Origin of the sequence: Deinococcus alpinitundrae (genome assembly GCF_009982895.1) — a bacterium.
Lineage (GTDB): Bacteria > Deinococcota > Deinococci > Deinococcales > Deinococcaceae > Deinococcus > Deinococcus alpinitundrae.
Genome location: NZ_WXZL01000017.1, coordinates 82,968 through 95,709, shown reverse-complemented (window position 1 = coordinate 95,709; position 12,742 = coordinate 82,968). Strand labels below are relative to the sequence as shown.

General features: G+C 62.4%; 11 protein-coding genes and 2 pseudogenes. All 13 read right to left on the bottom strand.

Going from position 1 to position 12,742, the window contains the following annotated elements:
* Positions 1–383: pseudogene (locus GUI70_RS24425) on the bottom strand (hypothetical protein); the annotation flags it as partial.
* Positions 384–869: 486 nt separating this feature from the next.
* Positions 870–2,600: an HD domain-containing phosphohydrolase gene (locus GUI70_RS15465; protein WP_161883215.1), complete on the bottom strand. Its 1,731-nt coding sequence runs from the start codon at positions 2,598–2,600 to the stop codon at positions 870–872.
* A 417-nt stretch (positions 2,601–3,017) separates the two neighbouring features.
* Positions 3,018–3,374 carry a hypothetical protein gene (locus GUI70_RS15460; RefSeq protein WP_161883214.1) on the bottom strand — a complete coding sequence of 119 codons (357 nt, stop codon included), beginning with the start codon at positions 3,372–3,374 and terminating at the stop codon, positions 3,018–3,020.
* Positions 3,375–3,412: 38 nt separating this feature from the next.
* Positions 3,413–3,823, bottom strand: a complete 411-nt coding sequence (locus GUI70_RS15455) for a VOC family protein (protein ID WP_161883213.1) — start codon at positions 3,821–3,823, stop codon at positions 3,413–3,415.
* A 10-nt stretch (positions 3,824–3,833) separates the two neighbouring features.
* Positions 3,834–4,277, bottom strand: a complete 444-nt coding sequence (locus GUI70_RS15450; protein ID WP_161883212.1) for a helix-turn-helix transcriptional regulator — start codon at positions 4,275–4,277, stop codon at positions 3,834–3,836.
* The gene (locus tag GUI70_RS15445) at positions 4,240–4,395 is read right to left on the bottom strand and encodes a hypothetical protein (protein ID WP_161883211.1); all 156 of its coding nucleotides are present in this window, start codon (positions 4,393–4,395) and stop codon (positions 4,240–4,242) included. Before GUI70_RS15445 ends, GUI70_RS15450 begins: the two co-directional genes overlap by 38 nt.
* A gap of 1,057 nt (positions 4,396–5,452) precedes the next feature.
* Positions 5,453–5,848, bottom strand: a pseudogene (locus tag GUI70_RS26125) (YdeI/OmpD-associated family protein).
* Between the two features lie 169 nt (positions 5,849–6,017).
* Positions 6,018–6,455: a VOC family protein gene (locus tag GUI70_RS15440; protein WP_161883210.1), complete on the bottom strand. Its 438-nt coding sequence runs from the start codon at positions 6,453–6,455 to the stop codon at positions 6,018–6,020.
* A gap of 131 nt (positions 6,456–6,586) precedes the next feature.
* Complete coding sequence (locus tag GUI70_RS15435; RefSeq protein WP_202630497.1) at positions 6,587–7,123, bottom strand: TetR/AcrR family transcriptional regulator; 537 nt, start codon at positions 7,121–7,123, stop codon at positions 6,587–6,589.
* 405 nt (positions 7,124–7,528) lie between these two features.
* On the bottom strand, positions 7,529–7,888 hold the full coding sequence (locus GUI70_RS15430; RefSeq protein ID WP_161883209.1) for an Ig-like domain-containing protein: 360 nt from the start codon (positions 7,886–7,888) through the stop codon (positions 7,529–7,531).
* Between the two features lie 24 nt (positions 7,889–7,912).
* Positions 7,913–8,704, bottom strand: coding sequence for a hypothetical protein (locus GUI70_RS15425; RefSeq protein ID WP_161883208.1), 792 nt, complete (start codon positions 8,702–8,704; stop codon positions 7,913–7,915).
* 179 nt (positions 8,705–8,883) lie between these two features.
* Positions 8,884–9,114, bottom strand: a complete 231-nt coding sequence (locus GUI70_RS15420) for a hypothetical protein (protein WP_161883207.1) — start codon at positions 9,112–9,114, stop codon at positions 8,884–8,886.
* Between the two features lie 100 nt (positions 9,115–9,214).
* Positions 9,215–12,679, bottom strand: coding sequence for an ATP-binding protein (locus GUI70_RS25035; protein ID WP_161883206.1), 3,465 nt, complete (start codon positions 12,677–12,679; stop codon positions 9,215–9,217).
* Between the last annotated feature and the right edge of the window lie 63 nt (positions 12,680–12,742).

Genomic DNA, 12,742 nt, shown 5'->3' with positions numbered 1-12,742 from the left:
TTCCAGTCTTGGCTATGTCCCCCCTGCCGAGTTCGCTGCCCGCTATCATCCAACCTAGAAGTGACTTGCCTGCTGGTCCTGCGTTTTGGGTTCACTCCAAGCCGTGGTGGCCGTCCAACACAGCGTTTCCGGTACGCCTTCAGTTGGGAGCGTGCATGATGTCGCATGACCCGAATCATGGCCGTCACGCTCCAGGGAGCATGATTCAGGAAGCGGCTCAGGGCCGTGGGCGATTTGACCGTTGCATATGCTGGCAGCGGCTTCCCCATCGCCGCCAGGAAAAGATTGAGCAGCACCTGGACGTTGTCCAGATGCTGCTTGCGGGTACACGTCGCAAGAATGTCAGTATAAAGCTGTCCAGCACGAGTTTCCTTTGCGTTCACACCCTCATTCTGAGGTGCAAAGCCGTGCTGGACAGCTTTTTCGCAAACCGCAATATCTCAGCTATCCAACGCCGACCGCGCAGAGAGCTCAGCTCCCCGACCCAGTCAATGGCCCATGAGCTGCGAGGATTGGGCCGCATGCTGAGTGCCTCATTTGAAGGCCCCGTGACGTTGAGCGCTCCTCAGGAAAACGGGCAGACAGTCTTGGACGGTTTGTACGACCGGGCATCTGCCAATCTCGACAGTGCGCTGGCATGCCCGCCACGGTTCGCCGCTAATCCCCAATGCGCTTACCTTGATGCTGTCCTGGGACGTAGTCTCATAGAACTGGCCAACATTACCGAAGAGAGATCTCTGGACTCAACTGACGTTCGAGTCGGGCCGCAAGGCGAGCAGCCTGAGCAGGCTTGACGCCAATGCCATCACCCTGAAGCTCGATCTCGCTGCCAACACAGCAGCAGGCAGCCGTGTTCTCGTTTTCCACCATCACGCTTGAGGTGGGATGGATTGTCGGTCTGTGCCCACCGCTTGAAGGTGACCGCGCATCAACTTGAGAAAGGTTGCGACGACCTCCGGGTCGAACTTCTTCCCGGCCTGCGCCTCAATCTCGCTCAACGCCACCGCCACTAGCCAGGCCGGTTTGTAGGGCCGCACACTGGTCAATGCCTCGTAGACGTCGCATACCGTGAAGATACGGGCGAGTAACGGAATCTGCACGCCCGACCGTCCAGAAGGGTAGCCGCCACCGTTCCAGTCTTCATGGTGATACAAAATGACGTCCAGAGATCCCTGCGGCAGATTCGGGAGTCTGGAGGCCAGCGCGAAGCCCTGCTGGGCATGCTGCTGCATCACCCTGAACTCTTCGGGGGTCAATTGTCCAGGTTTGCGCAGCAGCGCGTCGGGCACCATCAGTTTGCCAATGTCGTGCAGATACGCGCCCTGCTTGAGTTCGATCAAAGCGATTCGAGACAGCCCGAGCGCTGTGCCGAGCTTCTTGGCGTAAGTCACCACCCGCTGGGTGTGCCCGAACGATTCCATATCGCGCGCTTCCAGCGCCGCGCTCAACGCCATCAGGCCGCCTTCCAGTGTCAGTTCGACTTGTCTGATGACACGCTCGCGCTCCAGGATGTGGCCCAGCCGCAGCGCGACGGCTTCGAGCAGGCGGCGGGCATGTGGTGTGACGGGCCGCCAGTTGCGATAGCTCATCAGGACGAGCACGCCCACAATTGACCCGGCGTCGCGCACCGGCGTGACCAGCAGGCTGCGCAGACCAGCCGAGACCCATTCTGGCATCGCCCCGACTTCCGAGGCATAATCGGCGGTGCCAATGGTGCTGTTGGTGAGCATGGCCTGACCCAGCAGGCCGCTGGAGACGTCGCGTTTGAGATTGTAAAGTGCGGCGTCACGCTGTTGATCATTGCTGGAAACATACGACACCTGAAGTGACGTTCCCTTCACCGAATCATAGGCGCTGGCATCGAAGCTGAGCATCAGCCGTAGAGAATTCAGGCCGCGCTCGAGCAGCTCGTGGGGAGAATTGAGGCCCTCGATCAGCCGCATGAACTCCTCTGCGCTCGGCACCTGCTGGTCGGCGGTGTTCAGGTGGGTGCTTTTGGTGAGTTCCTTGTGCTCATACATTCGCTGATCTGCCACAGCAATCGCCCGCTGAACATCCTCGCAGGAGTGAACCTGCGCAGTGCCGAAAGCCAGCGCGGGTAAAGTCAGGCGAACCTTCGGGGCGGCCTCGATGACCGTTTGCGCGACGTGATCGGCCTGTGCCTCACTGGAGTGGAGCAGCAGCACCAGAAATTCATCGCCTCCCCACCGGCTGGCCACGGCGTCTTTCGGGAGGGCTTCCAGAATGGCCTGAGCAACCGCCTGGATATGCTGGTCGCCCGCATCGTGGCCGCTGAGATCGTTGATGGACTTGAGGTCGTTCAAATCCATCATCAACAGCACAGCCTGTTGCTGCGCGGTGAGATGGTGCAAGGCCCGCTGCATTCCCGCACGGTTGAGCAGGCCCGTCAGGTTGTCCTGGTTCGCCAGACGCTGCTGGAGCTTGAGGCGGTGGACGATCATCCGCAAATTGACGACCATGACCCACACGAATCCGGCCACCACCAGAAGTGGGACGACGTGAGGCCACAGGAGCGTGGAAGACGCAGTGGGCGGAAAAAAACCCTGCTGAATCATGGCCAGGACGAGACCGACCGTCATCAAAATGAGTGGGGGCACGATTTGACGCGGCAACCGGAAGGCACCCAGCACCCAGGAGATAAAGAAGATGAGGCCGGCAGCCACGAGCAGGAACGCGCTGTTTGGGAGGAGGGACCAGACAGGTTGCTCGGCTCTGCCGAAGAGCCAGAAGCCCAGCAACAGATGCATGGAAACCCAGAAGAGAATGGTCGGCCACCACCGGAAAACGGTCGGGGAGAGCTGATTAGAGTCACGCTCTCCACGTCGCATCAGAACTGAGCCTTCAACGTGAATGTGACCCTCACATCGTCAGTATGCGGACTCAATCTGAAAGACGCAGTTGATTTTCGGCATAGTATTAAATAGTACAGTCAACTCGGCGCCGTTCGTGAATCAGTTGGGGTTTTTGATGACTGACACCTCTCGATAACGCCTCCTTTAGAGTAGCCGTCGGGAGGTGATCGTGAAGTCGGGCCGCCAGGTGATTCCACCGTCGGACGAGGCTTCCCCCGTGCCCTGCAGAGCATCTGCACCCTCAAAGCGTGTCTCGAAGCGCTGAGAGAAGTCCTGATCCAGATGCACCATCGTCCAACCGGCATCATCGAGCCTGAGGTCGAACATCCGGACGATGCCCCGCACGTCGAAATAATGAGACTGCGTCTCCGAGAGCAGCGACAGGGCATCGGGAAAGTCGGGATGGTCGTCGCTCCAGTGCTGCATCACAAACGCCCCGCCAAGCACCCGTTCGTAGCGCAGCTGGCCGCTGATGGGTTCGGTGCGGGACGTGTGGTGCATGGTGAACGCCCAGCGCCCGAGCAATCGGTCGAGCGCGCTCAGGACCGCTCCTGAATGCGGATCAGGTTGCCGGCCGGATCACGCAAAGCGCAGTCGCGCACACCATACGGCTGGGCGGTCGGTTCCTGAACCACTTCGGCATCACTGGCCTGCACCCGCTCGAAGGTGGCATCGAGATCCGGGGTGGCCAGGATCAGGGTGGCGTAGCTGCCCTTGGCCATCATCTCGGCGATGGTCCGGCGCTCGTCGTCGGTGACGCCGGGCGTCGCCGTCGGCGGGTACAGGACGATGGACGTCCCAGGCTGGTCGGCGGAGCCGACCGTGATCCAGTGCAGGCCGCCGTACTCGACATCGCCCCGGACCTCGAAGCCGAGGGTGTCGCGGTAGAAGGCCAGGGAGGCGTCCGGGTCGGTGTGCGGTAAGAACGTCTGGTGAATGGTCAGGTTCATGCTGCTTATGTTACTGGCGTAACGACCTGGTTGCTTCTCGATTCCTGATGGGCCGGGTTACCTGCTTGGCGATGCACGGTGGAATGCCGGCCATTCCGCCCTTCGCCTGGTGGCGGTAGGTGCTGGGAGGCATGCCGACCAGCTCGGTGAAGCGGGTGCTGAAGGTGCCCAGCGACGAGCAACCGACCTCGAAGCAGACCTCGGTGACACTGAGCTGCCCCAGGCGCAGCAGGGCCATGGCACGCTCAATGCGCCGGGTCATCAGGTAGCTGTAGGGCGATTCGCCGTACGCCAGCCGAAACTGGCGGCTCAGATGCCCAGCGGACATATTCACACTGTGGGCGAGCGCCTCGACGTTCAGCGGCTGGGCGTAGTCCCGGTCGATCCGGTCACGCACGCGCCGCAGCCGCACGAGGTCACGGAGAGACGGCGGTACGGCGGGTGGCCTGGTCATGCTTGTGATTGTTCCACGCTTCTGGCAAGACGGAAGCCACTCGGTCCAGAAGCCGCTCGGTATTGCCGCTGGCGTCCAGCCAGGTCAGGAATCCCCACTGGGTGTAAAGCAGCAACATGAAACCGGCAGGCAGCTTCTCTGCCGTGATCTTGCTCCGATGATGTAGAAGAGTTCAGGGAAGAAGCTGTGCGCTTGGTGCTCAGAAGCAGGAAGAGCTGTACAGAGATCGCCTGAAATTCAGGGTTTTCTCCCCATCTCGTGGTGCGCTGAAGACGGCATTACGAGCAGCATGGAATGGCGGCCCGCCTTCAATTTACTGGACGAGGTTCGCAGCGCTCAGTGGACATGAAGCGCGGGTCAAGAAGCTCGAACGAGAACTCAAAATGACCCATCAGGAACACGGCATTTCGCGAAAAGCGTTGACCTGTCTCAGGCAGAAAGGCCCCCCGTCTTGGACGGACTCCTATCCTGCCGTATGGGGCTGCCTGCTTCTTCGCCTAAGAGAACTGATACCAATTCCGATCAATTCATTATTTTCGCCATCCATTGAAGCTGGTCAACGCTTCGGTCAGGTCGCGTTGTTTATTGAGCCAGTGGCACTATAGGGAGGGTGCCTCTTGAAGCCGCGCCAGCATCTCAAAGTAACGGTTCGTGAGCGCCGCGTCAGTCAGTTGCCACAGGCGATCAGCGGGTTGCAGCTCAGGTGAATAGAGCAATAATAAAGTAAGGGTGATTCAGTTTTGCGTAGGTGGAGATGAGCTTCGACAATGGGAGACCCATCATGACAACTCGCAGAACCCGCAGTGCTGACTTCAAGCAAGACCCCGTGTGACTTGCCCGAACAAATAGCAACGGCTCCAGTACCCCCCGCGACCTGAGCGTCAGTGTTGCGGCTCCATAAATGGATAAGACCTGAGCAAGAGAGTGGCTATGCCGCCTTCCTTAAGCCTATCAATTACTCTGAAAGGTCAGCAGGCAATTTTAAAACGCCACTGCTATCCTTCTTGATTCTCAGTAAAACGTTTCACCGCGCTACTTCCCGAATCATTTCTGCAATTCGCTTTGTGTGCATCTCCGGGCATTTGGCGGTCTGAAGAAGGTGACAATCATGCAGAGGTTGCGGCGGTTCAGCGTCGCGAACATCGTGTGCGCCGCCGCGTCGGCCCGCAGCGCGTCTAGGAAATCATCTGGGATGACCATAGTGGCCGAACCCGCGTACGCCTACAGCACCCATCCTGACGGGCCGCCTCGACCTGCGACAGGCCGGGCGGCTGCATCAGTCCTTCGACGATCAGGCGCTCAGCGTGTTCGTAGTTCCGGATCGACCAAGCTGATCTAGGACGGCGCGGCGTCGGGCGCTGCACGAACGAGACTTCATCGAGTGCCTTGAGCTGACCGTCGATTCAGCCCCAGGTGAGGGCGGCGACGCAATCGTTCCAGTCGACCGTCGGTATGCCCGACCCTTTCTTGAAGACCCGTGCCCAGAGTTCTGTGCGTGACGCGTGATTCGTGTTCAGCCAAGCGGTGAGCTGGTCAGCGATTTCAAATGAATGCGTCTCGGTTGCCTGCATGATCAACTTTCTGGGAACGAGTCTGGTAAATCAGGACGCCTGAGCGAATGAGGGCGCGATCAGAGAAGGCGTGGGCCACTGTTGATATTGCACTACACCGCTGGGTATGGGGTCACCGTTCCATTGGCTGGTAGGCACCGAGTTCAGTCTGAGGATGAGATTCAATTGGTCAGTAACTGACTTGGAGATCCAGCACCCAGGTCACGCCAAACTTGTCCTTGAGCATCCCGTACAGCGGCGCACCCCAGGCCGCCGGACCCAGATCCGCTATCACAGTCGAGCTTGCCTTGAGTCCATTCCAGTAGGTCGTGATTTCCTCCGCCGAATCGCCGCGCACAGAGACAAACACCGGCTTGTCACCTGCGTCGTAAGACAAGGCGGACGGCACATCGTAGGTCATCACGTGGAAGCCTTTGTCGCTCAGAACTTGGCCCCACATGATCTGGTTCGCCTCTTCTAAGGTGGCAAGGCCGCCCTCGCTCTGCACATTGTGGGCGTCGGCGAAGCTGATCGAGGCGATCTGGCCGCCGAAAACGGATTGATAGAACGCGAGGGCTGAGCGGGCGTCACCACGAAAGTTCAGGTGAGGGGTCACATTGATCATCATGTTCTCCTTTGAGGATTCAGGTGCTGAAGTGTCAATCGGCATCCGCCAGAGTGAGGGAGCCACGAGGCCACACAAGGACAACGGGTGAACACAGCCGGTGATTATCCAGGCGGTATTGGTTGTGCGCCCAGTTACCGCCGCAGTGCAGGCAAAAGAACACCGTCGACCATCGACAAGAGGAATTCCTGGTTGAATGGTTGGCGCTGGACGAGCGAGCGGTAAGCGGCCATCGCTGGCAGAATCTGGCAGAGTGTGCCGAGGTCGGCGTCGGCGGCGATTTCGCCGCGCCCGGCGGCACGCTGCATCAGGGTCAAGTGTGCCTCGGCCCACGGTTGAATTACGGCGGCGTTGACGGCGTCGGCGAAAGTCTGGCCCTGTGAAAGTAGTGAGGCGAGGCCCGCCATGCTCTTGAGCCGTTGCTCAGTTTCTTCAAGCGACAGGGGCTTGCCCAGACCAAGCAGATCACTGCGGAGCGTGCCTGTGTCAGGCAAATCCTCGAGATCCACCTGAATGCGTTTCAGGTGCTCGACGGCATCGATGACCAGGTCGTTCTTCGAGGTCCAGCGGCGATAGATCGTCGCCTTCCCAGCACCTGCCCGTGCCGCCACCAGATCCATGGTCAGGCCGGTCAGACCAACTTCGGCGAGGATCTCCAGGGTGGCATCCATGATCTTGGCGTCGAGTGAGTGGTCCCGCTTACGACCGAGTGCGGCAGGCTCAGCGGTAACGTTTGTAGCCATAACATGCAATTCCCCCTCGTAGATACGATACCAAACAGTATCGGAACTGTCAAGTTCCGATACTGCCTGATCCCACAGCTGCCTCGCTAATGCCAAGGGAGAAATTGTGAGGTCGCCAGTCAGGAGAGGTCCTACATAGGATAGGGAAGATGCCGTCCAGAACCTCCTGTAAAAACCATCTGCAGGGATGGCTGACTGGAGTTTCAAGAGCGAAGAGTGCTACGAGGACATTCCACTCAGCATTGGTGGGGCCGTTTGGATACGCGGACCGAATCATCGCCAGATCACCTCTCGACGGATCGTTCGCCATCTTTTACGCAGGGGAAATTTGCGTCAGCAGGTTTTCAGACGTACTCTAATCGCTTGACGTTGGATTGGATCCCATTGGCAAGATCTCCCTCCGGACGCCAGTCTCCAGCGGTGACGCAGTGGATCGGGGATGGCCTGCGTTGCGGTCTTGAAGCTGAAGCTGTACGGCTGGGCCAGTGCCACGCCCGCCATGTTCTGAGCCGTCGTGGCCACTGTCACGGTGTAGGTCAGGCCCGGTTGAAAGTCGCCGCTGCAACTCCAACTCACGTCCTTAAGCTCGGCATTGCTGTCGTTCACCGCACAGAAGAAATTCGGCACATTCGGCGAGATGCTGATGGCTTTGGCCGCGTCACTCTTCATGCCTTGCGAGAAGGTCACGCCCACACTCAACCCGGCGCTGTTGACGGCCTAGGCATTCGAGGCGGGGCTGGTGGCACTCACCGTCGGCGCAGTGGGCAGGCTCCCGGCGCTTTCCACCGTCAGCGGGATGTTCAGCGAGGTCTTGACCGCGTCCGAGCTGGCCTGCAGCTGAATGGTGCTACTGCCCGCCGGACTCTTGCTGCTCTGGGTCAGTGTCATCTGGGCGCTGTCCTGCCCGTCAGGAATCACCACGTCCGCTGCCGTGACGTTGATGGGCAGGTTGCCCAGGTGCAACGTCACCGGTCCGGTGACGTTGCTGCGCGTCACCTTGACCGTCAAGCTGGTGGGCTGTCCGGCCTTGAGCTTGAGGCTCTCAGGTGTGGCGACCAGCGTGAGGGCGGCCTGGCCCACCGGCACGGGGGCGGCGGCCACGTTGATCTTGACCTGCACGGTTTTGTGCAGCGTGCCGGCATCGGCGGCAAAGGTCAGGGTGTCGTCTCCGGCTATGCTGGCGCTGCTGGCCTTGAGGTCGAGCTTGGCCGTGGTGGCTCCAGCCGGAACCGTCACGGCGGCCGCGCTGATTCCCACCGGCGGATTGAGCAGTGTCAGGGTCACGGCCCCGGCGAAGCCGCCGCTGCCTTGAAGGGTGGCGCTCAGTTCCGCTGCGCCATTGACCTGGACATTGACCACAGCGGGCGTCAAGGTGAAATTGAAATCGGCCTGGGGAACCGGCACGGGATCGACGACGGGAACGGGCGTGACCACCGGGGGGGTGGAGGCGCTGCAAGCGGCGAGGCTCAGACTCAGGATCAGGGCGGCACCAATCAGGTTACGATTCATGTGTGACTCCTTGCGTTTTCGGGCTCGGCCCCGAAGCTGAAGGGAACTTAGAAATCAGCCCGTCACCGCTGCGTCACCGGGCGTTCGGAGCCGCCACAGGAGGCGGTGACGCTGGAGGCAGACAGCAGAAAACCCTGATCCCATATGAGTCAGGGTTTTCTGGGTGGGTGCTGGGGCGCTCAGTAGGTGGGCGGATTATGGAGGATGCGCTTGACTGCGCCCACCAGAGTGCTGCTGAGCTGAGCAGTGAAGCCCTGAGTGGGCATGAGACTGGAGCTGACGTCGGCTGAGGGAACGGGTGCCATCACGAGCACGGAATCAGGCAGAACCGCCGGAGCGGCGAGGGGCAAACTGCCAGCGGCGAAGCTGAGGCTTATGATCAAAACGGTATTCATCAGGGGACGGTTCATGGTGTTCTCCTTATCAGGCTTCAGGCTCGGCCCCGAAGCTGAACAGAGCTTAAAAATTAGACCGTCACCGCTGCGTAACTGGAGAGAATGGGAGGTTTGATCAACCTGGCCTGCTCAGCAGCGGCTTCCCGGCGAACTGGGGCCGAAGGACAGGCGGCAAACTGGCGGCCAATCGGAGGTGAAGACGCTGATACTCCTGCTGAAGCGCTTGGTGCTCGGGAGCTGCCTTGAGGAGCACCTGGATCAGGGCCAGCTTCTCAAGGGGCGCGAGCTGGTTTGAAGACAGCAGGACGCGGCTCTCAAGCTGGGTGTCCGGATTGGCATCGACGTGAAGCCGGATGCCGACGCCAAGCGCCCGCAGCGCAGGGCGCTGAAGAGAGGCGGGCAAGACCGCCAGCGCCAGGGCAGGCTGCCCAAGCGCCAGATACGCCGCGCCGCGCAGGAGGGTCAGCCAGTCCCACTCGTCGCCCTGCTTGTCGCCCTGCTGGGCCAGAACGGGCTCCAGGCGTGCCAGCACCGCTGCGGCTTGCTGCTGGCGCAACCCGAATTCGGCGTGGGCGACTTCCAGGAGGAGGTGCGGTTCCTGATCGTTTGCATAGAGCTGCTGGGCCTGTGCCAGCCAGCGCCCAGCGCCGTCCAGATCACCGAGGTGCAGCAAGAACCGCGTCAGATGCAGGCGGCGGGTGAGCTGCACCGCAACCGCGCCAATCTGATCGGCGAGTGCGATGGCCGACACGTCGTTGTCCAGCGCCTGACCCAGCTCGCCCCTGAGGCGCTGCACGTCAGCCGTGCGGCTACGCAGCATCCCTTCATGCACCGGATCACGCGGTTCGGGCAAGACGGCCAGCCCTTCGTGCAGGGCGCTGAGGGCCTGATCCAAGTGGCCTTGATCCACCTGGAGACGCACCATGTTGTTGAGAAACATCACTTGCAGGTGCAGGTCCCCGGTGGTGCGGGCCGCCCTGAGCGCGTCTTCCAGGCGGCCCAGGGCCAGCGCCTCGTCGCCGCTGGCGTGGGCGATGCGGGCGCTGGAATTGAGCGCGATGGCGCAGGCGCGGGTGTTGCCGTCGGCCCCGAAGCCGCTGAGGGCGGCCTCATTGTGCTGGCGGGCCAGGGCCAGATCACCGCGCTCCAAGGTGAAATTGCTCAGGTCGTTGTGAATCTGGGCCAGCAATAGGGCCGAGCGCTCACCGGGCAGGGCCAGGGCCTGCGTCAGGAGGGCCTCACCTTCCCGGGGCCGTCCGAGTCTGCCGAGGGTAAAGCCCGCCACCCGCAGGGCTGCGGCCCGCTGTTCGGGCGGCAGCGGAAGGCTGAGCAGTGCATGGGCCGCCGTGTGGGCCTGCGGGTACCGTCCGGCGTCCAGAAAAAAAACAACCCACTTCAGGCCGAGTTCGGCTTGCAAATCGGTGGTCTCCAGCTCAGCCGTCAGCACTTGCAGGGCGCTGAGTTCGGCTTCACGGGCAGGCAATTCGCCCAGCAGCCTGAACAGCTCGGCGCGGGCCAGCCGCACAACGAAGGTCTCCTGCGCCGTCAGGCCGTCGTGCAGCGCCAGCTGGTACTGACTGAGCGCCTCACGGTGGGCGTAGAGCCGCGCCGCATCCTGGGCGGCCCGCACGCGCCAGGGCGACGCCTGCGCCACCTGCCCGGCTTCTTCGAGGTGACGGGCCACCCGGTGGGCGGGGCCACCCGTGTGTTGCAGGCGCTCGGCCAGCTTGCGGTGAATCAGACGGCGGCGCTCGGGCATCAGGCTTTCTTGCAGCACCCGCCGCACCAGATCGTGCGAGAAGCCGTAAGCCTCCTGGGTGCGCTCAAGCAGTCCGGCGCTCAGCAGCCGCTCCAGCGCTTCCAGCGCTTCCCACTCGGACAGGGACAGGGCCGGAACCAGATCGTCGAGCTGAAAGCCGCCCTCCGACAAGCTGGCCGCTTCCAGCAGCCGCCGTGCGGCGGGACCGTGGTGATCGACCCGCTGCACGATGGCCCCACGGACGCTGTGCGGCAAGGGCAGCTCGGCGTAATCGCGCGTCGAGCCGTCGAACGGTGTGTTCCACTCGCCGCCTGCGCCCTGGTGCAGAATGCCGAGTTCAAACAGATGCCGCAGGCTTTCCAGCAAGTAGAGCGGGTGGCCACCGGTGGCCTCGAACAGCCGCGCCGAGAAGCGCTGGGCCGCGCTGCCGGACAGCACCTGCACCAGATTCAGCACCTCTGGCCCACTCAGCCCGGACAACGGCAAGCGGCGCAGCTGTCCTGCGCGCTCCAGGCTGCCGAGGGCCGCGCTGAGCGCCGGGTGGTCCTGGAGTTCTTGTGCCCGCACCGTGGCGATCAAGCGCGGGCGCTGCGCCGGGGGTCGCCGTACCAGATGCAGCAGCAGTTCCAGGGTCATCGGGTCGGCCCAGTGAAGGTCGTCGAAGACCAGCACGCCGTCCACGCTGGCGGCGCAGGTCAGCGCCCGCGCCACCCCGTCCAGAAAGCGTGCGCGTCCATCGGGCTGCATGGCCGCCGACACGGCAGAATCAAGTTCCGGCACCAGGCGGGCGGCTTCGCTGCGCCAGACGGCTTCCAGCGAGTCCAGCCGTTCGCGGTACCTCGCTTGACCCAGCGCCGCACGGAGCGCCTCCGCCGCCGGATAAAGCGGGGTGTGCAGCGACACTTCAAAGGCCCGCAGGTGCAGCGCGGCGCCGAAGGTGGCCGCGAACGCCTCTGCCAGCCGGGTTTTGCCGATGCCCGCTTCGCCCACCAGAATGGTCAGGGCGGCGGGGTCATCTTGCAGGGCGGCCCACTCGGCGCGGCGGCCCACCAGGGGCAGTTCCAGGCGCGGCACGGAGACCGGACCCGGGTCAGGGCTGGGGACCAGCGGCTGGGGCGTATTCAGGGCGGTGACCAGCGCCCGCGTTTCCGGCAGCGGCTCCAGACCCAGTTCGCTTTTGAGCAGGGTTGCGTAGCGCTCGTAGCGTCCCAGCGCGGCGGCGCGTTCGCCCAGCGCCAGTTGCAGCCGGATGACCTCGCGCTGGTGAACTTCCTGAAACTCGTCGTCTTGCAGTAGCTGAACTTGCAACCCCAGTGCGCCGCGCAGATCGCCCGCGCTTTCCAGCGCGGCGGCGTGGCGCTGCGCCGCGTCTTTCCACAGCGCCGTCAGGCTGTCCCGACGTTCGGAGAGCCACCCCTCGAACCCGCCTGCGCCTTGCAGCTCGAAACGGCTCAGCAGCGGCCCCCCGTACGCGGCAAGCGCGCGGCTGAGGTCGTGGGCGGCCAGTGCGTCGTGAAAGGCGGCGACGTCGGTGTGCACGCCAGCCGTGAGGCCCACGCTCTCGGATTTGATGTCCAGCCAGCCGGAGAGCGCTGAGCGCTGCAGCCGCCACAGTTCCTGACGCAAATTCCGCCGGGCGTCACTCTCGCTGAGTTCCGTCCACAGCAGATCGGCCAACTGGGAGCGGTCGGTGGGGCCTTCCAGTGCCAGGTAAGCCAGCAGGCCCAGGCCCTTGCGCACCGAGGGCGTCAACTCCAGCGGGCCCAGGTTGAGCGCCGCAACACCCAACAACTTGAACTCTAGGACATCCGAAGGAGGCATATAGATTGAGAGCAGTATGACACTTCGGCCCGGTGAAATCCTCCGGGTTGTGCGGCCGCGGCG